The sequence below is a fragment of the Ruegeria sp. HKCCA5839 genome (assembly GCF_013035585.1).
In the GTDB taxonomy this organism is placed as follows: Bacteria; Pseudomonadota; Alphaproteobacteria; order Rhodobacterales; family Rhodobacteraceae; genus Ruegeria.
Map to the genome: position 1 here is coordinate 13,780 of NZ_WQIE01000014.1, position 24,379 is coordinate 38,158.

General features: G+C 60.3%; 27 protein-coding genes. 13 read left to right on the top strand and 14 right to left on the bottom strand.

The window, feature by feature from the left end; genetic code table 11:
• Positions 1-99: 99 nt before the first annotated feature.
• The 8 genes from GOV38_RS21065 (at position 100) to GOV38_RS21100 (ending at position 6,808) form a co-directional block, all read left to right on the top strand.
• Positions 100-387 (top strand): UxaA family hydrolase, encoded by a 288-nt coding sequence (locus tag GOV38_RS21065; protein ID WP_171103771.1) that lies wholly within the window; start codon positions 100-102, stop codon positions 385-387.
• Positions 350-1,573: a UxaA family hydrolase gene (locus GOV38_RS21070; protein ID WP_305848768.1), complete on the top strand. Its 1,224-nt coding sequence runs from the start codon at positions 350-352 to the stop codon at positions 1,571-1,573. The genes GOV38_RS21065 and GOV38_RS21070 overlap by 38 nt, the downstream gene beginning before the upstream one ends.
• 113 nt (positions 1,574-1,686) lie before the next feature.
• On the top strand, positions 1,687-2,676 hold the full coding sequence (locus tag GOV38_RS21075) for an Ldh family oxidoreductase (RefSeq protein WP_171210221.1): 990 nt from the start codon (positions 1,687-1,689) through the stop codon (positions 2,674-2,676).
• A 165-nt stretch (positions 2,677-2,841) separates the two neighbouring features.
• Entirely contained in the window at positions 2,842-3,222 is a 381-nt protein-coding gene (gene pcaC / locus GOV38_RS21080; RefSeq protein ID WP_171103775.1) for a 4-carboxymuconolactone decarboxylase, read from the top strand.
• Positions 3,219-3,947, top strand: coding sequence for a protocatechuate 3,4-dioxygenase subunit beta (gene pcaH / locus GOV38_RS21085; protein ID WP_171213036.1), 729 nt, complete (start codon positions 3,219-3,221; stop codon positions 3,945-3,947). Before pcaC ends, pcaH begins: the two co-directional genes overlap by 4 nt.
• A 1-nt stretch (position 3,948) precedes the next feature.
• Entirely contained in the window at positions 3,949-4,569 is a 621-nt protein-coding gene (pcaG, locus tag GOV38_RS21090) for a protocatechuate 3,4-dioxygenase subunit alpha (protein WP_171210223.1), read from the top strand.
• A gap of 69 nt (positions 4,570-4,638) precedes the next feature.
• Positions 4,639-5,493, top strand: a complete 855-nt coding sequence (locus GOV38_RS21095) for a 3-keto-5-aminohexanoate cleavage protein (protein ID WP_254430672.1) — start codon at positions 4,639-4,641, stop codon at positions 5,491-5,493.
• 4 nt (positions 5,494-5,497) lie between these two features.
• Positions 5,498-6,808, top strand: a complete 1,311-nt coding sequence (locus GOV38_RS21100; RefSeq protein ID WP_171210224.1) for a lyase family protein — start codon at positions 5,498-5,500, stop codon at positions 6,806-6,808.
• A gap of 51 nt (positions 6,809-6,859) precedes the next feature.
• Here the strand turns inward: GOV38_RS21100 and GOV38_RS21105 are convergent, their stop codons facing one another.
• Positions 6,860-8,020: a zinc ABC transporter substrate-binding protein gene (locus GOV38_RS21105; RefSeq protein WP_171210225.1), complete on the bottom strand. Its 1,161-nt coding sequence runs from the start codon at positions 8,018-8,020 to the stop codon at positions 6,860-6,862.
• 56 nt (positions 8,021-8,076) lie between these two features.
• Between GOV38_RS21105 and GOV38_RS21110 the strand changes: the two genes are divergently transcribed.
• The 5 genes from GOV38_RS21110 to GOV38_RS21130 all read left to right on the top strand — a co-directional run bounded on the left by GOV38_RS21110 (position 8,077) and on the right by GOV38_RS21130 (position 12,158).
• Positions 8,077-8,589 carry a transcriptional repressor gene (locus GOV38_RS21110; protein ID WP_171210226.1) on the top strand — a complete coding sequence of 171 codons (513 nt, stop codon included), beginning with the start codon at positions 8,077-8,079 and terminating at the stop codon, positions 8,587-8,589.
• 2 nt (positions 8,590-8,591) lie between these two features.
• Positions 8,592-9,323: a metal ABC transporter ATP-binding protein gene (locus tag GOV38_RS21115; RefSeq protein WP_171210227.1), complete on the top strand. Its 732-nt coding sequence runs from the start codon at positions 8,592-8,594 to the stop codon at positions 9,321-9,323.
• Positions 9,323-10,120, top strand: coding sequence for an iron chelate uptake ABC transporter family permease subunit (locus tag GOV38_RS21120; protein WP_171103793.1), 798 nt, complete (start codon positions 9,323-9,325; stop codon positions 10,118-10,120). The genes GOV38_RS21115 and GOV38_RS21120 overlap by 1 nt, the downstream gene beginning before the upstream one ends.
• A 188-nt stretch (positions 10,121-10,308) precedes the next feature.
• Positions 10,309-11,523, top strand: a complete 1,215-nt coding sequence (locus GOV38_RS21125) for a GTP-binding protein (RefSeq protein ID WP_171210228.1) — start codon at positions 10,309-10,311, stop codon at positions 11,521-11,523.
• Positions 11,520-12,158 (top strand): DUF1826 domain-containing protein, encoded by a 639-nt coding sequence (locus GOV38_RS21130; RefSeq protein WP_171210229.1) that lies wholly within the window; start codon positions 11,520-11,522, stop codon positions 12,156-12,158. Before GOV38_RS21125 ends, GOV38_RS21130 begins: the two co-directional genes overlap by 4 nt.
• Positions 12,159-12,167: 9 nt before the next feature.
• Here the strand turns inward: GOV38_RS21130 and GOV38_RS21135 are convergent, their stop codons facing one another.
• The 13 genes from GOV38_RS21135 to GOV38_RS21195 all read right to left on the bottom strand — a co-directional run bounded on the left by GOV38_RS21135 (position 12,168) and on the right by GOV38_RS21195 (position 24,370).
• Positions 12,168-13,076, bottom strand: coding sequence for a carbon-nitrogen hydrolase family protein (locus tag GOV38_RS21135; protein WP_171210230.1), 909 nt, complete (start codon positions 13,074-13,076; stop codon positions 12,168-12,170).
• 43 nt (positions 13,077-13,119) lie between these two features.
• Entirely contained in the window at positions 13,120-13,533 is a 414-nt protein-coding gene (locus GOV38_RS21140; protein ID WP_171210231.1) for a GFA family protein, read from the bottom strand.
• 34 nt (positions 13,534-13,567) lie between these two features.
• The gene (locus tag GOV38_RS21145; protein ID WP_171210232.1) at positions 13,568-14,278 is read right to left on the bottom strand and encodes a glutathione S-transferase family protein; all 711 of its coding nucleotides are present in this window, start codon (positions 14,276-14,278) and stop codon (positions 13,568-13,570) included.
• The gene (locus GOV38_RS21150) at positions 14,275-15,453 is read right to left on the bottom strand and encodes a CaiB/BaiF CoA-transferase family protein (RefSeq protein WP_171210233.1); all 1,179 of its coding nucleotides are present in this window, start codon (positions 15,451-15,453) and stop codon (positions 14,275-14,277) included. Before GOV38_RS21150 ends, GOV38_RS21145 begins: the two co-directional genes overlap by 4 nt.
• Before the next feature lie 91 nt (positions 15,454-15,544).
• Positions 15,545-16,450, bottom strand: coding sequence for a LysR substrate-binding domain-containing protein (locus GOV38_RS21155; RefSeq protein WP_171210234.1), 906 nt, complete (start codon positions 16,448-16,450; stop codon positions 15,545-15,547).
• A gap of 86 nt (positions 16,451-16,536) precedes the next feature.
• Positions 16,537-17,520: an ABC transporter ATP-binding protein gene (locus tag GOV38_RS21160; protein ID WP_171210235.1), complete on the bottom strand. Its 984-nt coding sequence runs from the start codon at positions 17,518-17,520 to the stop codon at positions 16,537-16,539.
• A complete protein-coding gene (locus tag GOV38_RS21165) occupies positions 17,517-18,470 on the bottom strand; it encodes an ABC transporter ATP-binding protein (protein ID WP_171210236.1) in 954 nt (317 codons plus the stop codon). Before GOV38_RS21165 ends, GOV38_RS21160 begins: the two co-directional genes overlap by 4 nt.
• Positions 18,467-20,044: a gamma-glutamyltransferase gene (locus GOV38_RS21170; RefSeq protein WP_171210237.1), complete on the bottom strand. Its 1,578-nt coding sequence runs from the start codon at positions 20,042-20,044 to the stop codon at positions 18,467-18,469. Before GOV38_RS21170 ends, GOV38_RS21165 begins: the two co-directional genes overlap by 4 nt.
• The gene (locus GOV38_RS21175) at positions 20,037-20,903 is read right to left on the bottom strand and encodes a polysaccharide deacetylase family protein (RefSeq protein ID WP_171210238.1); all 867 of its coding nucleotides are present in this window, start codon (positions 20,901-20,903) and stop codon (positions 20,037-20,039) included. Before GOV38_RS21175 ends, GOV38_RS21170 begins: the two co-directional genes overlap by 8 nt.
• A complete protein-coding gene (locus GOV38_RS21180; RefSeq protein WP_171210239.1) occupies positions 20,900-21,658 on the bottom strand; it encodes an SDR family NAD(P)-dependent oxidoreductase in 759 nt (252 codons plus the stop codon). Before GOV38_RS21180 ends, GOV38_RS21175 begins: the two co-directional genes overlap by 4 nt.
• 2 nt (positions 21,659-21,660) lie before the next feature.
• Positions 21,661-22,485 carry an ABC transporter permease gene (locus GOV38_RS21185; protein ID WP_171103824.1) on the bottom strand — a complete coding sequence of 275 codons (825 nt, stop codon included), beginning with the start codon at positions 22,483-22,485 and terminating at the stop codon, positions 21,661-21,663.
• The gene (locus GOV38_RS21190) at positions 22,482-23,408 is read right to left on the bottom strand and encodes an ABC transporter permease (protein WP_171210240.1); all 927 of its coding nucleotides are present in this window, start codon (positions 23,406-23,408) and stop codon (positions 22,482-22,484) included. Before GOV38_RS21190 ends, GOV38_RS21185 begins: the two co-directional genes overlap by 4 nt.
• The gene (locus GOV38_RS21195; RefSeq protein ID WP_171210260.1) at positions 23,408-24,370 is read right to left on the bottom strand and encodes an ABC transporter substrate-binding protein; all 963 of its coding nucleotides are present in this window, start codon (positions 24,368-24,370) and stop codon (positions 23,408-23,410) included. The genes GOV38_RS21190 and GOV38_RS21195 overlap by 1 nt, the downstream gene beginning before the upstream one ends.
• Between the last annotated feature and the right edge of the window lie 9 nt (positions 24,371-24,379).

Consider the following 24,379-nt stretch of genomic DNA (forward strand, 5'->3'; position numbering starts at 1 on the left):
GATGCGCATGTGTCTGTTCAATGAGCTATATTGACTCTTATATAAGAGTAAACATATAAGTACGACCAGATTTGGAATTTTGCAAAAGGAAAAACGGACATGGCGATACCGCAATTGCTGGTCCATGATCACGAGGACAATGTCGGCGTGGTTGTGGTGGAAGGCTTGACCGCAGGAACGGAAATGCTCTGCGTGGTGACGCATGACAATTCCGATTTCAAACTGACCGCCAACAGCGACATCCCCATCGGCCACAAGGTTGCGCTGAAGCCGCTGAGCGAAGGCGATACCGTGATCAAATACGGTGAAGATATCGGGCGTATGGTCGGATCTGCTGGCGTGGGCGATCATGTCCACACCCACAATTGCAAAACGAAACGGTGGTAAGATCATGGCTTTGGATTTCTCGAACGTAACAGTGAACGCATGGCGCCGCGAAAACGGGCGCGTTGGTGTTCGCAACCATGTGCTGATCCTGCCGGTTGACGATATTTCCAACGCGGCTTGCGAAGCGGTGGCCAACAACGTCAAGGGCACATTGGCGATCCCGCATGCCTATGGCCGTTTGCAATTTGGCGAAGACCTAGACCTGCATTTCCGTACGATCATCGGCACCGGGGCCAACCCCAATGTGGCTGCCGTGGTGGTCATCGGGATCGAGCCGGAATGGACCAAGGTGATCGTCGACGGCATCGCCAAGACCGGCAAACCGGTCGAAGGTTTCTCGATCGAGCAAAAGGGCGACTTTGAGACCATTCGCCAGGCCAGCTGGAAGGCCAAGGAATACGTCCATTGGGCAACCGAGCTGCAAAAAGAACCCTGCCCGATCAACGAGCTGTGGGTTTCAACCAAATGCGGTGAAAGCGACACGACGACCGGCCTGTCATCCTGCCCGACTGTGGGCAACATGTATGACAAGCTGCTGCCCCATGGCCTGACCGGGTTCTTTGGTGAAACATCCGAGATCACCGGGGCCGAGCATATCTGCGAGAAACGCGCCGCCACTCCCGAAGCGGCAGCCAAGTTCAAGCAGATCTGGCAGGCCTATACTGACGATGTCATTTTTGCACACCAGACCGACGATCTGTCAGACAGCCAGCCCACCAAAGGCAACATTTTGGGCGGGTTGACGACCATCGAGGAAAAAGCCCTGGGCAATTTGGAAAAGATCGGGCGGACTTCGACCTATATCGACGCTATTGGTCCCGCAGAAGCACCTGAAAAAGGGCCGGGTCTGTACTTCATGGACAGTTCATCCGCAGCGGCAGAATGTGTGACTCTGATGGCTGCTGGCGGTGCGGTGATCCACACCTTCCCGACGGGGCAGGGCAATGTTGTCGGCAATCCAATCGTTCCGGTGATCAAGATCTCGGGCAACCCGCGTACCCTGCGCACCATGGGCGAACATATCGATCTGGATGTGACCGGTATTCTGACTCGTGAAATGACCATTGAAGAGGCCGGCGACGCGCTGATTGAGATGATCCGCCGCACCGCCAATGGCCGCCACACCGCTGCCGAAGCGTTGGGACATCGCGAGTTTTCCATGACCAAGCTCTATCGCTCGGCATAGGATCGGTTGCACCGCACAGGACAGGCCCAGCCCGGTGGACACTCGGGCTGGGATTTTTCACGTTTGGGGCGGGGCAAGCGCGCAAGGACAGGAGATTTGTTCTGGAACACAGATTGAAGATCGAAGAGGCCGAGGATCTGGTAACCAAGGCGCTGGTCGCCAATTTCGTGTCCGAGCGAAACGCGCGCTCGGTCGCCAAAGCACTGGTCGCAGCAGAGGTTGACGGCCAGGCCGGGCACGGATTCTCGCGCGTTGCCTCCTATGCAGCACAGGCGAGGTCGGGCAAGGTTGCAGGTGCGGCCTGTCCAACGGTTTCGGCCGCGGGCCCTGCTGTCTTGCGGGTGGATGCCGGGTTTGGCTTTGCCTATCCCGCCATCGATCTGGCCGTCGACGAGTTGACCAAGCTAAGCAAGACCACCGGCATTGCGGCTGCGGCGATTACCCGTTCGCATCATTGCGGCCAATTGGGCGCGCATGTGGAACGGCTTGCTGAGAACGGGCTGGTTGCGCTGATGGTGGCGAATACACCCAAGGCCATGGCGCCCTGGGGTGGCAACGCGGCCTTGTTTGGAACAAATCCCATAGCCTTTGCCGCCCCGCAAGGTGAGGGCGCGCCACTGGTCATTGATCTGTCACTGTCAAAGATCGCGCGCGGCAAGGTGATGGCGGCCAAGAAAAAGGGCGAGCCGATCCCCGAAGGCTGGGCGCTGGATGCTGACGGCAACCCCACAACCGACCCGGACGCCGCACTTTCGGGCATGATGCTGCCCATGGGTGATGCAAAGGGATCGGCCCTGGCGCTGATCGTCGAAATACTCGCCGCGACCCTGACAGGAGCAAATACCAGCGCGCAGGCCAGTTCGTTTTTCGAGGCTGAGGGCGCGCCTCCGGGCGTGGGTCAGTTCATCATCGCGATTGACCCAGGGTGCGTCAACGGCGCGCCTTTCGCAGCACAGCTTGCGGCTCTGGCCGGTCAGATCGAAGCACAGGACGGTGCAAGACTGCCGGGCATACGCCGCTTGCAGGCACGTCGCGAGGCTCGTGATCGGGGGGTTGTGGTGCCTGACCACCTTTGGGGTGAGTTAAGCCAAACAGACAGCTGAAATCCTTTCTGCCGTGATCTCTCAAAATGGGCAGCGCTGGTCGAACAAGCTGGTGTGGCCCGATATTCTGTCTTTTAAGCGCGTTGGAAAACTGTTTTTGTGTGAGTGGCCAGACACCTGACACCTCTGCTGTCTTGAGGCAGGGCTCATAAAAGGAGCACATCAATGGCAGATCGTTACCAGCTAGGAATGCGAACGCGAAGATCTGTTTTGGGCAAAGCACATGTTGAGCGCGCCGAAATGGAGAAAACTGAATTCGACGCGCCGTTCCAGAGCTTGATCACCGAAGGTGCTTGGGGGACCGTCTGGTCTGATACCACGATCAGCCAACGCGACCGCTCGATGCTGACACTCGCCCTGTTGGCAGCGATGGGGAATTTCGAGGAAATTCCCATGCATATCCGCGCCACTGCCAACACCGGGGCGTCCAAAGACGACGTTATGCAGGCTTTCTTGCATGTCGCCATCTATGCGGGTGTACCCAAAGCCAATCACGCCATCAAAATCGCCAAGCAAACCTATGCCGAGATGGAGGAGCCATCATGACGAAGCCAGGCGAGTTCTATCCGCGAAACCGAGATATTCATCCTGTGTCGCTGTCACCCGGATACAAGTCTTCGGTGACGCGCAGCCCGCGTTTGGCACTGGTGTCTCTGCAGAGCACGATATCAGAACAGACCGGGCCGGTATTTGGCGCCGATGATATTGACGCTGGCGATAACGATCTTCTGACCAACTATGCCGCGCCGGGCCAAAGCCCTATTGGTGAACGTATTATTCTTCACGGTCACGTATTGGACGAAAACGCGCGGCCTGTTCCGAACACGCTGGTCGAGATTTGGCAAGCAAATGCGGGCGGGCGCTATAGGCACAAGAAAGACACTTACCTTGCGCCCATTGATCCCAACTTCGGCGGTTGTGGACGGACATTGACCGATGACAACGGGTATTTCTTTTTCCGCACTGTAAAGCCGGGCGCTTATCCGTGGCGCAATCATGCAAACAACTGGCGGCCCGCGCATATACATGTCTCGATCTTTGGATCGGGTTTTGCACAGCGGCTGATTACGCAATGCTATTTCGAAGGCGATCCTTTGATACCGCTCTGCCCCATCGTGCAGACGATCCCGGATCAAAACGCGATTGAGCAGCTTGTGGCCAGGCTGGACCTGAACGCCACAATTCCGCTGGATAGCGTTGCTTATAAGTTCGACATTATTCTGCGCGGTCGCCGTTCGACCTTGTTCGAAAACCGTCCCGAGGGGAACTGACATGGTACAGGCGCTTAAGTATCTCAGCGAAACCGCATCGCAGACGGCGGGTCCCTATGTCCATATCGGCCTTTCGCCCGGCGCGGCGGGGTTTGATATTTACCGGCAAGAACTGGGTCATGACATCTGTGGACCGAATGCCAAAGGCGAGCGTATTCGGGTCACCGGCGTTATCATCGACGGGACGGGGGCCCCCATCAAGGATGCGATGCTTGAGGTCTGGCAGGCCAATGCCGACGGGGTATATGCGCATCCCGGTGGTGGTGGACCGGTTGAGGACGGGTTTCGCGGCTGGGGTCGCGTCATTACCGATTTCGAAACCGGTGAATGGACCTTCGAGACCGTGAAGCCAGGCAAGACCGCTGGCAGCGCTGGCGCTCCGCAGGCGCCCCATCTCAACCTTTGGATTGTCGCGCGGGGTATCAATGTCGGTCTGAACACAAGGATGTATTTTGCTGACGAGGCCGAAGCAAATACCATCGACCCCGTGCTCAATCTGATTGAGTGGGAGAGCCGCCGCGCCACTCTTATCGCTGATCGGGATGTACTTGGGGATTTGCCAACCTATCGTTTCGATATTCGACTTCAGGGCGACAATGAGACGGTCTTTTTTGATGTTTAGAAAAAACCGGCTACGTTTGGTTTCCGTTCGAACCCGATGCGATACGGTTCGGCACAAACAGGAAACTACATGATGACCGCAAGCCAGCCAAAACCTTGTATCATTTGTGTTGCCATCACCGGTTCGGTGCCGCGCAAGTCCGACAACCCCGCTGTTCCCATTTCGGTCTCGGAGCAGATCGAAAGTACTCAGGAGGCGTTTGAAGCGGGGGCCTCGATCGCACATCTCCATGTTCGCAATGACGATGAGACCCCCACATCAGACCCGGACAAGTTTGCAGCGTTACAAGATGGTCTGAAGAAACACTGCCCTGGCATGATCGTTCAAATGTCGACGGGTGGCAGGTCCGGTGCTGGGCAGGCACGCGGTGGGATGTTGCCATTACGGCCAGACATGGCATCGCTCACGGTTGGGTCGAACAACTTTCCGACCCGCGTTTACGAGAACCCGCCTGATCTGGTTGCATGGCTCGCCTCAGAGATGCGGACCTATGAGGTCAAGCCCGAGATTGAAGCCTTTGACCTGAGCCATATCTTCAGAGCCAAGGAAATGGCTGACGCCCAAGAGCTGCTTGGCACCCCGTATGTACAATTTGTTATGGGGGTAAAGAACGCAATGCCGGTCGACCGCCTTGCTTTCGATTTCTATGTGCAAACAGTGCACCGATTGTTCGGCTCGGACGCACCGTGGTGTGCGGCAGGAATCGGGCGTCATCAAATCACGCTGAACGACTGGGCGATCTCGGCAGGAGGGCATGCGAGGACCGGGCTGGAGGACAACGTTCGGCTTGATCGGGAGACATTGGCTCCGTCAAATGCCGCTTTGGTAGAGCGCACAATCGAGATTTGCGAGAAACACGAGCGTCCTGTGGCAACTTGGCGCCAGGCCCGAGACATTCTGGGCCTTCGGCCCGTAGCGGCCTGATCCGATGACAGGTGCTCTGAATGCTTTGACTGCCCCGATTTTTGGGCACGGGCCGACACGTGCGCATTTCGGTGATGGTGCTGTTGCCGAAGCGATGCTGCGAGTCGAGGTGGCTTTGGCACAGGCACAGGCCTCGCTTGGGTTTGTTCCGAACGCTGCGGCTGCCGAAATATCTGCGTTGAAACTGCCGGGTTCCGTTGCCGAGGATCTGACGATTGGGGTCGCACAAGCAGGGGTTCCGGTTCCAGCACTTCTGTCTGCGTTGCGCAACCAGCTTTCTGACGAGACGGGCGACTTTTTGCACTTTGGGGCCACAAGTCAGGATATTGTTGATACCGCTTTCTGTCTTTGTGCGCAGGCAGCGTTGGATGATCTGGCCGATTTGTTGACCGATTTGGTCGACTTGTTGCAGGATCTCTCTCAGACTCACGACAAGACCCTTATGTTGGCGCGGACACGCGGGCAACTGGCGACACCAATCACCTTCGGCCTACGCGCCGCGCAATGGGCGCAGCCTTTGGTCAGCGCCGAGGCGGATCTGAGCGAGCTCAGAGCCGGGGCGCTGCGCATACAGCTGGGCGGCGCTTCTGGCAGTCGATCAGCGTTTGGCGGTTCAGGTGACGATGTGGCCCGTGCGATGGCCGCACAATTGAACGTGAGTGATGGTCCGCCATGGCACACCGATCGAAGCGGTGTTCAGAAACTGTCGGCCTGGTTGATGCAGGTTGTGAGCGCCATTGGAAAGATCGGGCGCGATGTCAGCATTGCCACGCGTGGTGAGATTTCCGAGTTGCGGCTTGCGCAAAATGGCGCGTCTTCGACGATGCCGCACAAGTCCAATCCGGTGCTTGCTGAGATGCTTCAATCACTTGTGCCGGTTGCAACGGGATATCAGGCCGGTTTGGCTGCCAGCGCCGTTCATTTGGAAGAACGCGATGGTGCGAATTGGCCCGTCGAATGGTTGCTCATGCCACTTCTGTTTGAAACCGCCGGAGCAGCGTTGGCCCATGGCATCGCGCTGCTGCAGGGGCTTGAGGTCGACGCGACGTCGATGCGTGACAGAGTGGGTTCTGAGCCTGCTGTTCATGCCGAGGCTGCAGTATTTGCATTGGCGGAAACGATGGGCCGGGGGAAGGCGTCGCGCATTGTCAAAGACGCTCTGGCGTCCGGCCAACCCTTGCGACACGCCCTTGCTGTTCACGGTGCGGTCGACTGGGACAGTGTTTTGTCGGATGCCCCCTATATCACCGCTGCTTCAAAAGTTGCGGTTGAGATATTTGCCAAGAGACAAGTACTCGGCCGAGAATTGCGCTGACTTGTAGAGGGTGTGGGTGAGACATCCGGTTTTGCTGTCTCACCCGACGCATTATTGTGGCAGACACTCTGAAAGCGACGCTGCCATGGCCCTGATCAGCTGCGGGTAAAGGTCTGGTCCCGGTGTAAGAGCTGCGCCCTGCGGGTCGATTACGCTTGTGCGAGCTTCGGTTCCGTCGAGGACTGTTGCTACGATACCGGTGTTGAATTGGGGTTCGGCCAATACGCAATCCACACCTTCATCCCGGATGCGCGCCTGAATCTCGGCAATGCGGGCAGGGCTGGGGTCAGAGGCATCGCCGATCGAAATGGCACCAGCAGCGGGAAAATCGAACGCGTCCTCAAAATACTGATAGGCGTCGTGGAACACGATAAAGCTACCACCGCGTACCGGGTCCAATGTCTGCGCGACCTCGGCAGACAGCGCAGCCATTTCTTCGCGCGCCGCAGCCGCATTGGCAAAATAGGTTCCGGCGTTATCCGGATCGGCCGCCGATAGCTGTGCCGCGATCACGTTCAGCCATGTTTCGGCATTTGCCGGTGACAGCCAGGCATGTGGATCATGTTCGCCGTGGTCGTGATGATCATGTTCAGCATGATCGTCATGCCCATCGTGATCGTCATGCTCAGCGTGTTCCTCATGATCATGGTCGTGATGCTCGTCGCCATGCGCCGCTTCATCTTCATGATCATGGTGGTCATGGTCTTTGTCTTCTACGTGCTCTTCGTGATCGTGATCGTCATGTCCGTGATCTTCATCATGCGCGTGCTCATCACCGTGATCGTCATGGTCGTCGTGGTCGTCATGACCATGATCGTCGTGATCCTCATGGTCTCCGTGGTCATGGGCCTCGAACAGAGCATTTTCGCGGAACTCCAGCAAAACCGTACCATCCGCATCGAGAAGGCTTGTCACGCTGGCACCCTCTGCGAGCGTCTCGATTGCATCCTCAAGCCAAGGTGTCAGATCGTCACCCATCCAGAAGACCAGGTCGGCCTGTTGCAGAGCTGCGGCCTCGGATGGGCGCAGGTTGTATTCATGCGGCGATGCCCCGGGTGGGATGACCAGATCCGGGGTGCCAACTCCATCCATGACACGCGCCACCAGCGAATGCACAGGGGCGATGTCGACCGCAACGTTCGGGACCTCGGCTAGGGCCGTTCCACCCATGAGTGCTGCGGTAATCGATAGTGGAAGAAGCTTTCTGGACATCGGACCCTCTGTGTGATTTTATAACATTATGAGCGACATACATGATATGAAATAACATGACAAGTGACTCCCCCTCTGTTCCAGCCGAAGACACCGCGCCGGTGGGTTTTCAGGCGCATGATCACAAGGCCTGTGTCGCGACCGCGCTGGCGTCGGCAGAAGCACGATGCAAGCAAGATGGGCTGCGCCTGACCGATGTGCGGCGCAAGGTGCTTGAGATGTTGCTGCAAGAGCATCGCGCCCTTGGGGCCTATGCGATTCTTGACCGGCTGCGCGAAGAAGGCTTCGGCTCGCAACCGCCGGTGGCCTATCGCGCGCTCGACTTTCTGGTGCAGAACGGGTTTGTCCACAAGGTCGAACGTCTGAATGCCTTTGTGGCCTGTTCCCATCCCGGGGCCACGCATTCGCCTGCGTTCATGATTTGTCGAAAATGCGATGCGGTGGCCGAGGCACAGTCAGCCCCGGCCAAAGGCGCATTGGGTGCCGCCGCGCGCGCCGCCGGGTTCGAGATCGAACGCACGGTTGTCGAGGCCGAAGGCCTGTGCCCCGACTGCACTGAAAAGGCTTAAGAATGAGCCTGATCAAGGTCGAAAACCTCAGCGTCCGATATGGCGCCAATACGGTCCTGAGTCATGTCGAGATGACCATCGAACCGGGTGAGATCGTCACGATCGTAGGCCCGAACGGGTCGGGCAAGACAAGCTTGTTGCGCGCGATAATCGGGGCGACCAAACCTTCTGCGGGGCAGGTGGCGCTGAAGCCTGGATTGAAGATCGGTTATGTGCCGCAGAAACTGCATATTGATCCCACGCTGCCCATCTCGGTCGAGCGGTTCATGCGTCTGACCGACCGGGTGTCGCGGAACGAATGTGCTGCGGCGCTTGAGGCCGCAGGCGTGCCTGACTTGCTGCAGCGGCAGATGTCACAATTGTCGGGCGGGCAATTCCAGCGCGTGATGCTGGCCCGGTCGCTGATCAACCAGCCCGAGGTTTTGTTGTTGGACGAAGCCACGCAAGGACTGGATCAACCCGGATCTGCCGCGTTTTATCGCCAGATCGAAGAGGTGCGTCGCGAAACAGGTTGTGCCATCCTGATGATCAGCCACGAATTGCACGTGGTCATGAGCGCGTCAGATCGCGTGATCTGCCTCAATGGCCATGTCTGCTGTCAGGGCTCGCCCGCCGTGGTGGCCTCGGCACCGGAATACCGCGCGCTGTTCGGAACGGGTACGGGTGGCGCGCTGGCGCTCTATCGGCACGACCATGACCATGATCACGACCACCACCATGAAGCGGCTGAATGATGCTTGATGATTTCATGACACGGGCCACCCTTGCAGGGGTTGGCGTTGCCTTTGCCGCAGCTCCGCTGGGCTGTTTCGTCGTGTGGCGCCGCATGGCCTATTTCGGAGACGCCACGGCGCATGCGGCCATTTTGGGTGTGGCGCTGTCGCTGACCTTTCAAATGTCGATCTTTGCAGGCGCTTTGGCGGTTGCGCTGATCATGGCTTTGACGGTGACACTGTTGTCGGGGCGGGGCTATGCGATGGACACGCTGTTGGGTGTTCTCGCGCATTCCGCGCTTGCCTTTGGGTTGGTTGCGGTGTCGTTCCTGTCGGGCGTACGCATTGATCTGATGGCCTATCTTTTTGGCGATATCCTTGCGGTGTCGCGGTCTGATCTTGTGGTGATCTGGGGCGGAGCCGCGCTTGTCATGGCGCTGCTGGCCTGGCGGTGGTCGCACCTGTTGACAGCCACCCTGAATGAAGAACTGGCCTATGCCAGTGGCTTTAACCCCAAGCGAGAGCAATTGATCCTGACCCTGTCTCTGGCCGTGACGGTTGCCGTGGCGATCAAGGTCGTGGGCGTGTTGCTGATCGCAGCTCTGCTGATCATCCCCGCCGCTGCCGCGCGCAGCCTGGCGCGTTCACCGGAATCGATGGCTCTGATTGCCGCGGCCATCGGGGCGTTCTCTGCGGTTGCGGGCCTGCGGGCCGCTTATGTGTTCGACACGCCAGCGGGGCCCTCGATCGTGTGCGTTGCAGCGGTGATCTTCGCCTGTTTCAGCCTGCTGGGTCTGAACCTGCGGCGCGGGGCATAACAGGCGGCACCATTGGATTAGAGCGCTAAGGGACTGGACAGTTTCACTTCGCCGTTTTAGAAACGTTATGATATCACATAAGATTTAGAGTAAGATATTCCACGCATCCCGGCCAAACCCTCGATCCTGTCTCTGCCCGCGCTGGCCCCCATCGTCCCTCACTCAATTTCTAACGGAGTTACCTCTTAATGACTGATACCAGACTGCCCGTCACTGTCCTGTCCGGGTTCCTTGGTGCGGGGAAGACCACATTGCTGAACCGCGTTCTCAACAACCGCGAAGGACGTCGGGTGGCGGTGATCGTCAATGATATGTCCGAGGTCAACATCGATGCCGATCTGGTGCGCGCGGATACCGAGCTGAGCCGCACCGATGAGACGCTGGTCGAGATGTCGAATGGCTGTATCTGCTGCACCCTGCGCGACGATCTGCTGCAAGAGGTGCGGCGGCTGGCCGATGAGGGGAGGTTTGATTACCTGCTGATTGAATCCACCGGGATATCGGAACCCTTGCCCGTGGCCGCAACCTTTGATTTTCGAGATGAGCTTGGCGAAAGCCTCTCGGACGTGTCGCGGCTGGACACGATGGTTACGGTCGTTGATGCGGTGAACCTTCTACAGGACTATTCCAGCCACGATTTCCTGAAGGATCGCGGTGAAACCATGGGCGACGAGGACAATCGCACTCTGGTCGATCTGTTGGTGGAACAGATCGAATTTGCCGATGTGGTGATCCTGAACAAGGTCGAGGATGCCGGGCCCGAGCGCACGGATGCGGCGCGCAAGATCATCCGCAGCCTGAACGCCGATGCCCGGATCATCGAGACCAACCACTCGGATGTGGCTGCCGGGGCGATCCTGGACACGGGTATGTTCGATTTTGAAAAGGCGCATGAGCATCCGATGTGGGCGAAAGAGCTTTATGGGTTTGCCGATCACGTGCCCGAAACCGAGGAATATGGCGTGGCAAGCTTTGTCTACCGGGCGCGGCAGCCCTTTGAGCCCGAAAAGATCCTTGAGGTGCTGAACGGTGACCTGCCGGGCGTGATCCGGGCCAAGGGGCATTTCTGGCTGGCCACCCGCCCCAATTGGGTGGCCGAGTTCTCAATGGCCGGGGCGCTGTCTTCGGTCAAACCTTTGGGCACCTGGTGGGCGTCGGTCCCGAAAGAACGTTGGCCTGACCACGACGGCGCACGGGCCTATATGCAGGCACATTGGGCCGAGCCCTGGGGCGACCGGCGGCAAGAGATCGTGTTCATCGGTTCGGGCATCGACTGGCCCGTGCTGAAGGCGCGGTTGGATGACTGTCTGGTGCCCGCAGATGTGGCGGCCAACCCAGACGCGCTGCCTTTGGATCTGCCTGATCCGTTTCCCGGCTGGCGCCGCGAAGGGGAAGCAGCATGAGCGTTGCATATGCCGAGATCAAGAACCATTCAGAAGCCGTGCATTTTGCCAAGGCGGCTGACGGCTTGGCCGCTATCCAAGAGCCGCAGTGCGCAGCGGCGATCTGGGATCGCCCGTTGCCAAAAGGTTTTCAGGCCTGGATCGACGGGCTGGACCCGTGCCAACTGCCCGCGACCCGCTCCGTGCTCCGCCCCGACGCGATCCCGCAGGCGGTGTCGTATCTTTGCGACGGTTCCACGATGGCGCCCTGTGTCGAGCGCGATTGGCTGATCGGCGACATTGCTGATCTGTCGCAACGCTTCGCCGCCATAATGCGGGCGTCTTATCTGCGGCTGCGCCTGGGGGTGATCACCACCAACGCGTGTCGCAAGTTTCATATTGATGCGATCAAGGCACGGCTGATTTGCACCTATCGCGGCACCGGAACGCAATACGGGTTTGCGCAAGGGGGGGCTGAACCGCGCGATATCGCCACCGTGCCCACCGGATCCCCGATGGTCATGCGCGGCACGCTTTGGCCTGAAAACCCGGTCTCGGATTTGAAACACCGTTCGCCCCCTATCGCTGGAACCGGCGAAACCCGACTAGTTCTGGTACTGGATCCGATCTTTGATCTGGACGAAGACCACGGCTAGGGCCTGGCTCTAGTCCAGCCTCTGGCGGTTATGCGACAGGCTCAGAATATCCCGGCGGCTGTAATGGCCTGCCGGGTCCAGCTTGAGCCGGGCCGATGTCACCGCATCCAGATCGATCTCGGCAAACAGGGTGACCTCTTCTCCGACCGCTGGCCCGGCCAGCAGCGCCCCGCCCGGAGCGGCGATCATACTGCCGCCATCGTTGATCAGGTCGCGCCCTTCGGTAACATATTTCCGCAACGGGAAGCTTTCGGGGATATCCGCGCTGCGCAGCAAGCCCGAGACCGAGACGACATAGACCCGGCCCTCCATCGCGATGAACTGGGTGATATGATCGGTGACGTCCAGATCACCGGGCCAGGTGGCGATATGCAGCTGTTCGCCCTGCTGATACAGCGCCTGACGGGCCAGGGGCTGCCAGTTCTCATAACAGTTCAGACCGCCGATCCTGACGCCTTTCCATTCCTGCACCGCCAGCCCGTGGCCATCGCCATCGGCCCAGAGCAGCCGCTCATGGAAGGTAGGTTTCAGCTTGCGATGGGCGTTCACCACACCCTTGTCGGGCAGAATGGTGACCAGCGTGGCATAGACCGACCCACCCGAGCCCGCGCGTTCGACAATCCCGGTCATAACAGCTACGCCCAAGGCCGTTGCCTCGGCGCAAATGGCTGCAATTTCGGGCCCGTCGGTGGTGATTGCCGATTTAAGATAGGCCAGATGGCCGATCCGCAACAGCTCATCATTGTGGGCCACTTCGGGCGCGCGCAGCCAGACGGGGTAACCCGACAGGAACACTTCGGGAAACACTACCAGTTCGGCCCCCTGCGCCGCAGCCGCACGCAACAAACTGATCAGCTTGTCGGTGCTGGCTTGCGGATCAAGGAAAACCGGGGCGGCCTGTACCGCGGCTATTTTCATTGCGTTTGCTCCTTGGCACAGGGGCCGCTTGGTCAGGCAAAACTCAGCCCGGGTTTGCGGGCGCCTTTGCCATGTCGTCTGTCAGCTTACTCCAGGGTTGCGATGAATCGCACCAGATTTCGGTGGTTGGTTTCACCCAGCTGCTGTCCGTCAACGTCCCAGCTTTGACGGCGGCCAGATGATCAAAGGCTGGCATCTCCGTGGTCAGGGGCGAGCCGCAATTGCTGCAGAAATTCCGTGTCACAGGCAGGCCCGATGCGCCATTCACCACATACTGTCTGCGGCTTTCACCCGAAAATGAGATTGAAGCGGTGGGAACCAGCACATTGGTGGAATAGCCACATCCGCTTTGCTTTTGGCAATCGGGACAATGGCAGACGACCATCATCGCCGGTTCTTCGGCGCTTGAGCTATAGGTGACCTGGCCGCACAGGCAGCTTCCTTCGATCTTGGGCATTGTTCTCTCCGTGTTGGTGGTGGTTTTTCTTCTTTCAGTTGGTCTTTTCTTGGCCTTGCATCAGATGCGCGGCGGATTGGTTGAACAGGGTGGCGTTCTGTTCGGCAGTGGCTTTGCCGGAAAACTGGGCGTCTTTGTGCAGGTTGATGGCGTCGATCACCGCCGGGCGCGTCTTGATCCGCTGGCGCCAGGCGGCGACATTCGGGAAATTGTCCAGCGACACGCCCAAGGGCTTGGCGATAAACGCCCAGGGAAAACACATCATGTCGACAATCGAATAGCGCCCCAGCATATAGTCTTGCCCGTCCAGCCAGGTTTCCATCACAGCTAGCGCGCGCTCAAACTCGCCCTTGTACCGATTGTGGGAATAGGTTTCGCCCTTCGGGCTGTAATTGACAAAATGGCTGAGCTGCCCGCCCATCGGGCCCTGATTGGCGGCCTGCCAGAACAGCCATTCGTTGAACGCGATACGCTCGGTCGGGGACTGGGGGCCGAATTGGCCGGTGCGCTCGGCCAGATACAGCAGGATTGCGCCACTTTCGAACACGGTTTGCGGGCCATCCGGGGTGTCATGATCCACGATGGCGGGCATCTTGGCGTTGGGGCTGATGGCGCGGAAGGCGGGGGTCAGCTGGTCGCCTGCGCGCAGGTTCATCAGAACGGTCCGATGCTCCAGCCCCGTTTCGGCCAGCATGATCGCAACCTTCCAGCCGTTGGGGGTGGGGGAATAGTAGAAATCGATCATGAAGCATCCGCCAGATCAGAGCGGCCAGCCAAGGCGCGGATTTCGTCGGAATGTTCACCCAGTTCCGGCGCAGGGCGCAGATCGGTTGCGGGTGTGCCGTGGAACATAGCCGCCGGGCGGGTCTGGCGCAGGCGGCCCGCTGAGGGGTGGTCATATTCGACGATGGTGCCATTGGCCTGCAGTTGCGGGTGCTGTCGCATCTCGCGGCGGGTCAAAACCGGGGCACAGGGCACGCCCGCCTGTTCCAGCGCAGCCAGCAGCGTGTCACGATCCACCTCGCGCACGATGGTTTGGGTCAGATCCAAACGTGCATCGCGGTTGATGTCGCGCAGTTCGGTGGTCTTGAACCGCTCATCCTCAAGGATGTCGGGCCGACCGGTCGCATGGGCCAGAGCCTCCCAATGCTTGTTCTGCATGATCGAGATGCTGAGATAGCCGCCTTTCACCTCATAGATCAGATCGTGGAAAGACTGGCTCTCTTCTTTCTCCATCTCGTCACCGACAAAAGTATGCCCGTTCATATCCGAGGCCCAGAGGAAGGCCGCAACCGTGTCTAGCATCGACAAGGTGACCTTTTGGCCCTTGCCGGTGCGTTCGCGCGCGAACAGGGCGGCGGTGACGGCCTGGCTGGCCTGCACGGCGGTCAGCTTGTCGGGCAGAATGGTGCGCACCAGGCGTGGGCGTTCTTCATCGCTGCCTGCCTGCACGGTGGTCAGCGCCGACAGCGCCTGGATCAGTGGGTCATAAACAGGTTTGCCCGACAGCGGCCCATCAAAGCCAAAGCCCGAAATCGACATGTAGACCAGGCGCGGGTTGATCGCGCTCAGCACCTCATAGCTCAGGCCCAGCCGGTCCATTACACCGGGGCGGAAGTTCTGGATGAACACATCCGCATCCTTGACCAGCTGCTTGATCATCGCGATGTCGTCGGGGTTCTTCAAATCCGCAACGACCGAGCGTTTGTTGCGGTTGTTGTTGAGGTATGAGGCCGAATGCCCGCCGCGCCGGGTGGCGACATGGCGGGTGAAATCGCCATCGGCGCGCTCGATCTTGATCACATCAGCGCCCTGGTCGGCCAGGATCATGGTGCACATCGGACCCGAAACCACGGCTGTCAGATCCACAACCCGAACACCCGTCAGCGGGCCATGTCTTGGAAGATCGTCGCTTTGCATTGTCACTTGCTCCTGTGATCCGTGCCCTGAAGGTAACCGCGTTGGGCCCACAGATCGAAGTGCAAAAATCTCAGCAGGAGTTGAAAAAAATTCAACTGCTTTGTTTCATCAACCAGTCGTGAAACCGCTTTAGATCAGATCGCATCGGCGTGTTGGGACGCACAATGAAATAGGCCATATTGTCGGCGTCAGCGACATCGAACGGGGCAACCAGACCACCCATATCCAGCAGCGGATCCACCAAAGGGCGTCGCCCCAGCGCGATCCCCAGCCCATCTTGCGCACCTTGGATTGTCAGCTCGTATGTCTCAAGCCCATAGCGTTGATTGGCGGTGGGCAGATCCAGCCCACGGGCGGCGCACCACCTGTCCCACTCACCATCGACGGTTGTGTTGACCAGAATGCGCTGCGTTTTCAGAACCTCGTACAAGGGCGCGCCGTTCAGCTGGTTTGCCAACGCGCGGGACATGACGGGTATGATCGTCTCGCCCAGCAAAGGCTGCGCGATGGTGTCGGGCCAGTCCCCGGTGCCCCGGCGAATGGCCAGATCGACATTCTCGCGCTCCAGATCGACCACACGGGTCGTGGTGACCAGATTGACCTCAAGATCGGGGTGCTTGCGTTCCAGATCGGCCAAGCGTGGCAGCAACCATCCGGCCGCAAATGACGGTGTCAGTGTCAACGAGATGCGTTTGCGTCCGGGCATCGAACGGATTGCCTCGGTCGCGCGCAGGATCTCGGACATCGGGCCTTTGATCCGGTCAAAGAACTGGCTGCCATCCGGTGTCAGAAACAGCCGCCCACGCCGGTTTGCGATCAACCGCACGCCAAGCTCGGCCTCAAGCGATTTGAGTTGATGGCTGATGGACGAAGGCGACACGTTCAGCCGCGCAGCAGCGGCCACCGCGCTGCCGGTCAGGGCAACCTCGTAGAAAGATTTCAGGCCCCCGAAGGGCGGGAAATAGTCTTGCGGATGTGGCGGCTTGGCATTGGGCATTGTGTCAGCTTAGCGCAGGATCACAGCGATTGGCATCACCAAGGGTGACATTTGTGCCCAACTGCCGCGCGCAGCTGTCGACCTGATCAGGGCTGATCCGCTGCGCGCAACCGAACAGGGCATCGGACCTTGTGGCCGGGCGCCGCCAGGTCCAGACCGGGGCGCGTATCAGAGCAGGCCGCTTCGGCCAGCGGGCAACGCGTCACGAACGGGCATCCCGCTGGCGGATCCAGAGGCGAGGGGAGATCGCCTTCCAGAACGATGCGCTTTTTGCGGTCACGCAACGTGGGATCCGGCAGCGGGATGGCGGACAAAAGGGCTTGGGTATAGGGGTGGACCGGGTTTGCAAAAACCGCGCTGGCGGGGCCTTCCTCGACCACCACACCCAGATACATCACGGCCACCCGATCGGCGATGTGGCGCACCACGCTCAGGTCATGGGCGATAAACAGATAGCTAAGTCCCAATTCCCGCTGCAATCGCATCAACAGGTTAAGGATCTGGCTCTGGATTGAGACGTCCAGCGCGCTGACCGGCTCGTCGCAGATGACCAGCTTGGGGTTCAGCGCCAGTGCCCGTGCGATTACGACGCGTTGCCGCTGCCCACCCGACAAAGCGCCTGGACGCCGGTCGCGTTGATCCGGGTTCAGACCGACCAGCGCCATAAGTTCGTCAACGCGCGCCGCGATGTCGGGCTTGGCCCAGCCATGGATGACCAGAGGTTCGGCAATGGACTGTGCAATCGTGCGTCGCGGATTCAGGGCGCTGACCGGGTCCTGAAAAACCACCTGCATCTCACGCCAGACATTCTGGCGCGCGGCGGCATCCAGACTGGCAAGATCCTGTCCTTCAAACAGGATGCGCCCCTCGGTCACCGGGGCGAGCCCCAGAACCGCGTTGCCGGTGGTGGATTTGCCGCATCCCGACTCGCCCACAACGGCCAGTGTTTCATTGGCTTCGATGGTCAGCGAAACCCCGTCGACCGCGCGCACTGTACCGCGACCGCCACCGAACCGACCGGTGCGGACAGGGAAATGGACCCGAAGATCTTCGATCTGCAACAGGCTCATGCGGGGACCTCGGCCGGGTGGAAACAGGCGACGCGGCGGATGGTGCCGTCAAGTTCGGGACGTGTGCGGCAGGCATCGGACGCGCGATCACACCGGTTGCGAAAGCGGCAGCCTTCGGGCCAGTCGCGCGGGCTGGGCACATTGCCGCGAATGGCAAAGAGCTCGCGTTTGGGTGGATCATCCAGACGCGGGATCGTCTGCAACAGCATACGCGTATAGGGGTGTAGCGGGGTTGCAAACAATTGCGTGACCGGGCCCTGTTCGACAACCCGTCCACCATACATGACGCAGACGCGATCCGCCAGTTCGGCCACCACCCCCATATCATGGGTGATCAGAAGGATGGCGGTTCCGGCCTCGGCGGCCAGCTTCCCCATCAGTGCAAGAATCTGCGCCTGAATGGTGACGTCCAGAGCCGTTGTCGGCTCATCCGCGATCAGCAGGCGCGGCTGCGAGATCAGAGCAGCGGCGATCATGACGCGCTGGCACATTCCACCGGACAATTCGGTCGGCAGTTGCTGTGCGCGGCGGGCGGGATCCGGGATGCCAACCCGCGCCAGCATGTCGATTGCACTTTCTCGCGCGGTGTCGGGGTTGGCCCGGCCATGCACGATCAGGCTTTCGGCGACCTGTTCACCAACACTCAGCAACGGGTTGAGCGATGAGACAGGTTCCTGAAAGATCATCGCCAGATCGGCGCCACGCAGGTCTTGCAACTGAGCGTCGGGCATCGCCGCAAGGTCTTTGCCGTCAAAAACAATCTGGCCCTCTTGGCGTTCCAACCCCTCGGCCAGCAGCCCCATGATCGAAAGCGCGGTCAGGGATTTGCCAGATCCGCTTTCGCCAACCAGCGCCACAACCTCACCCGGATTGACGTCCAGCGTGACGCCATCAACCAGTGAAAGATCGCCCGCCGTGATGGCCAAATCCTGAACGCGCAGCAAGCTCATGACGCGGCCACCGCTGCGGTCCAGGGAGAGGTCGGATGAACCGCGCCCGCATTGGCCGCACCACCCGCGCCTCGCTGCACCAGCGAGGGGATGGCGAATTGCACGGGATAGAGCGAGTCTTCGGTGATCTGCACCGGGTGCCGCGCCGAAATGGCCGTGGCGGTATCGGCCGCGGCGCGACGGTTGACCAGAATGGTGGGCGTGCTGGCATCAATCCGGGGATGATGCAGCGCGGCTTGGGCCGTTAGCCCGCGGTCAATCATCTGCGACAGGATCTGGAGCACTGCGGGGAAGATCTGCCGCCCTCCGGCAGCCCCGATGGCGTTGTCGGGGACACCGTCGCGGGTGGTGATCACCGGTGTCATATTGGCCAGAGGCCGTGCCCCCGGCGCGATAGAGTTGGGCTGACCCGGGCGTGGATCAAACCACATCATGCCGTTATTCATCAGCAATTCCAGCCCGGGGGCCACCACTTTGGACCCGAACCGCGACAGCAGCGTGTTGGTCAGCGACACCATATTGCCCGCCGCATCCACCACCGAGACATGGCTGGTGCAATCCCCACCTGCCGCCGCGTGACCCATCTGTGTCAACCGGTCTTCATAGGCCGACCGGATAGCATCAGCATAGGCCACCGCCAGATCAACATCGCCGAGCGTGGACAGGGTCTGTGGTTCAAGTTTGGACAGGGCCGACAGAAGTGAGGCCCCACCGGACAGGCCCGGCATTGTGTGCACCACCCGGTCACGATAGGCCAGCGTTGCGGGCGCAGACCATTGCGGCGCATAGCTGCTCAGATCCTCTGCCGTAAGTTTAGCGCCAATGTCGGAAAGGTCCGTCAGCAGTTGGGCTGCCACCGCGCCTTCATAGAAGTCCCGCGCACCGTGTTTGGCCAAAGCGCGCAGCATCGCGGCCTTCTTGGGCAGGGGCAGCACTTGCACGGTGGGATCCTCTGCATCATGTTTCAGTCGGGCGGGATCCAGAAAAACCGCAGCCGCCGCCGCGTTGCTGGACAGGCCAGGTGTGTCGATGGCAAAGGCCAGTTTTGCAAACCAGTCCACCCGCATTCCACGTTCGGCGACGGCAATTGCCGGGGCCAGCGCCTCGGCCCAGCTGAGGCTGCCATGGCGCGACAAAGCTTCGGCCAGCCCGGCAACCGCGCCGGGCACGCAGATGGAATGGGGCCCGATCAGATTGCGATCACCTTCGACCGAGGGCCAGTTGAACCAGTCGCCCCCTTCTCCACCGGTCAGCGGATAGTCGGATACGGAAATGCCACGCGGCGCGCGCAGGTTGAAATCCAGCGCTTCGATCTGACCCGCGGCGCTGGCGTGCAGCAGGAACCCGCCACCACCCAGCCCCGAAAGCCAGGGTTCGACCACCGACAATACGCAGGCCGCGACCACGGCAGCATCCATTGCGTTGCCTCCGGCAGCCAGCACATCTGCCCCAGCCTGCGCGGCCTCGAAATGTTGCGCCGCGACGATGCCGCCCGCGCTTTGTACGGCCGGTTTGCTGACATCCCAGAGCGGGCCGGTTTTGTGACCTGCCGCTTGGGTCCGGGCGTCACTCATGGCCTGTCCTTTCATTGATCGGTGTCACCGTTTGCGAAGTAACCTCCAGCCCGCCCACCGTTTGGTGATGTCGGGCGATCTCGCCACAGGTGGTGATCCAGACGGCCTCATCCGCGCATAAAGGCTCGAACAGATCCGACAGCAATTCGACCCGCGCCGCGCGGCCCGAGATCCAGTCATGAACAGTCAGCATGAACAGACCACCGTCGCGGATCTGGGCCCGGGCCTCATTGGTCCAGCGGGCACAGATCTCGGCTTCCGAGCGTGGCGGGCGGTCACCTGCGCCCAGAAACTTGAAAAAGATGGCATCATCATTGTCCCAGCGCACCGGCAATTCGGTGACCCCGTCAATCTGGTAGGGCAGATCGTGACCCATCAGGCTGGAATCCCACAATCCGTGTCGCCGCAATTCCGACAGCATATGGGGCGTCATTTCCCAGGCGGGTGAGCGGAACCCGGCAGGGCGCGCACCGGTCTGCGCGACAAACAGCTCGATCGAGGCCTCAAGCGCGTCGGTGAACTGCGCGTCCGAGATCTCGGATACGATCTCGTGATAAAACCCGTGCAGCCCGATTTCATGACCGCGTTCGATCAGGCCGGGCAGCAGGTCGGGGTTGTCCTTGGCGACGATGCCGGGCACGAAAAAGCTGCCGGGGATGTTCAGACGGTCCAGCATGGCGACCATACGCGCCAGCCCTTGCCGCATGCCGTATTGCCGGTGCTCAAACGCCGCGATGCCGCTTGGGATCTTATCGCGATGCTGCCACTGCCAGGGTGAGGTGGCGTCGACATCCACCGTGAAACATGCGGCGGCGCGATAGTCATCGGGCCAGGGATATGGGGTTGGGTTCCAGTTCACAGCGCGCTCTTTTTGGCTTGGTAAACATCCATGGTTCCGGCGGAATTGCCGCCATCAACGGCCAGCGAGGTGCCGGTGATATTCTTGGCCGCCGATGAGGCCAGGTAGAGCGCAGCCTGCCCGATATCTTCGCTTCGCGTCTCTGCCCCCAGCGGGATCGCGGCCATGACGCGGTCGATATGTTCCTGGCTCAGCTCGGACACTGCCGAGCCCGCGGCAAAGCCCGGCTCCAGACAGTTCACGCGGATCCCGTATTCGGCCAGCTCAAGCGCAAAGCCCTTGGTCATCCGGTCCAGCGCGGTTTTCGACATGCAATAGGTCACCGCCGTGCGCCGCATTTTGCGTGCCGCACCAGATGAGATATTGATGAAAGCACCGCCTTTGCCCTGCTGGATCATTTGCAGCGCAAAGCCGCGCATCAACACAAAAGGCGCGCGCAGGTTCAACGCCATGATCTGATCCCAGTCGGAAACCTGCATGTCCAGCAGGAAGGACGAGGGATAGATGGCAGCATTGTTGATCACCACATCCGGCGCGCCCCAGCGCGCGGCCACCGCGTCCAACAGCGTTTCGGTGCCGGCATCGGTGGTCAGGTCAGCGGCGACGGCAAAACCGCTCAAACCTTCGGTGCTTAGGTCAGCCGAACAGACCTCGGCCCCGGCATCGGCAAAGCTTTGTGCCAACGCGCGGCCCATGATCCCTGCGGCCCCGGTGACCACTACTTTTTGGCCGTCAAACTCGGCTCCGAAATCCATTTCTAACGTCCTTTTCCAATTTGGTCGCTGACCCGGTCGCCGATCAGATTGGCGCTGAGGACCAGCAAAAACAGGGCCAGCCCGGGGAAGGTTGCGATCCACCAGGCGGTTGCCACATAGTTGCGCCCGGTTGACAGCATCGCGCCCCAGCTTGCGGTGGGCGGTTGCACACCCAGGCCCAGAAAGGACAGTCCGGCCTCGAACAGGACCATCAGTCCAAATTCAAGCGTCGCGACCACCAGAAGCGGGCCGATGATGTTGGGCAGGATGTGCAGCGCCAGAACGCGCGGTGTTGTGGCGCCCATCGCGCGGGCCAAACGAACATAGGGGCGCTCGGCAATGGCCAGGGTCTGACCATAGGCCACCCGCGCATAACGCGGCCAGCGGGTGAGGGCGAGCACCAGGATCACGTTGAAAAATCCCGGACCCAGAACCGCGACCATGATGATGGCGAGCAAGATGGCCGGGATCGACAGGAAGATGTCGACGAGGCGCATCAGCACCGCTTCGACCCAGCCGCGCAGATAGCCTGCGGTCATACCTACAGCCACACCGACAACGCCCGACAGCAGCACTGACAGCACCGCCACCGCGATGGAAACCCGCGCGCCATGGATGACACGGCTCAGGATGTCGCGGCCAAGCTCATCCGTGCCCAGCCAGAAGGTTGCGGCATTACGGCCTTCGTGTCCGGGTGGTTTCAGCCGCCCCAGAAGGTCCTGCCGATCCGGGTCAAGGGGTGCGAGCGCGGGCGCAAACAAGGCGCACAGCACAAGCGCAGCCAAAAGCCAGGCAGGCCACCAGGTCAGATAGGGTCGTGCGTTCATGTGGTGCCTCTCAGTTTTACCCGGGGATCAACCACGGAATAGAGTATGTCTGCCGCAAGATTGGCCCCGATGGTGACAAAGGCGCCCAACAGAACAACCGCTTGCACGACAACGAAATCGCGGGCGGCGATGGATTGGACGGTCAACTGCCCAAGTCCGGGCCAGGCAAAAACCGTCTCCACGATGACTGCACCCGCCAGCAGTTGTGACACTTCCAGCGCGGTGATCGAGATGACCGGGATCAGCGCATTGCGCAGCAGGTGTCGCCGGACCAGCCGTCCGGTGCCTACACCGCGCGCGCGGGCCGAGCGCACATAGTCCTTGCCCAATTCATCAACGACCGAGGCGCGGGCAATCCGGGCAAAGGTCGCCAGCGACAGCAGGCCCAGGGCAATTGACGGCATGATCAGATGCGCCAATGTACCGGTGCCCGAGGACGGCAGCCAACGCAACTGCACGCCGAACACCAGGATCAGCATGATGCCAGACCAGAATGTCGGCAGCGATTGGCAGGCCAGAACCAGCCCCATGCTGTAACGCGACACGCGGCTGCCCCGCTTCAGCGCCATCAGCAGCCCCAGCGGCAAGCCGATGACCAGAGCAACGAACAAAGCCCCTCCGGCCAGTTGCAACGTCTGCGGAATGCGGCTGGCGAGAATGTCCCAGACCGGCGCGTTCTGAACGAACGAGCGGCCCAGATCCAGCCGCACCATGTCACCCAGAAAGGTGAAGTATTGAACCCAGATCGGGCGGTCGAGGCCAAGCGCGCTGCGCATGGCCTCGATATCTGCCTGCGTCGCGGTTTCGGGCAGCAGCAAGGTCACGGGGTCTCCGGTGAGACGCTGGATAAAGAACACCAGCGTCACCACACCAAAGGCCGCGATCAAAGCCTGCCCGCTGCGATGCAAAGCAAAGCGCATCATTATTCAGCGATGCTCATGCGGTTGAGGAACATGCTTTCGTTGGCCGTTGGCTCGAATTCCAGATCGGCGGTTGCACCATAAAGCACGGCAGCCTGATACATTGGCAGCAGGTAATAGTTGTCGCGCACTATCTGGGACACTTTGTTATAGGCATCCTGACGCACGGCCGGGTCCAACGATACGCGGGCCTTTTCCAGCAATTCATCCAGTTCGGGCACGTTTACCCGGCTCCAGGCGCTGTCGGAATGCAGGGTCGGATAGGCGATTCCATCCGCGTCCTGACACGCACAGGACCAACGGCCAAAGCTAAGTTCGCTGTTCTCTGCCGGCTCGGAGCGCACGATGCCCAGATAGGTCGGCATATCGGTCATCGAGATCGACACATTGAACCCCACATCGTTCAACATCTGCTGAACCGCCTGCACGATGCGCTGATCAAAGACAGGCGCTGTTGCAAGCGTGGCAGGTGTCTGGGCCAGATCGGCATTGGCCGCAACGATCTCGCGCGCCATGTCCGGATCGTATTCGAACAGTGGCAGATCAGGGTTATAGCCGAAATGCGCCGGGCTTGCCATTTGCGCCATCGGCACCTCACCGGCTTGTAGCAATCCTTCGGTGATGCCCAGACGGTCAATCGCAAGGCTGGCCGCTTTGCGCATCTCAAGATTGTTGAACGGCGGTTTGTCGAGGTTCAGACCGACATAGCCCACACGCTCGGTCGGGGCAGACAGAACCTTGACATCGGGGTTCGAGGCCAGCTGCGCGCCCGCATCGGCATCGATGCTGACAACAAGATCAGCGGTGCCTGCCTGAAGGTCAGCCACCCGTGTGGCTGCATCGGGAACCGCGCGGAAGATGGCCTTGTCAAAGGGTCCGGCCTCGCCCCAATAGGCATCATTACGCGCCAGTGTGACCGACACGCCGCGATCCCACTCTTCGAACGTGTAAGGGCCCGAGCCCAGCGGGGACGC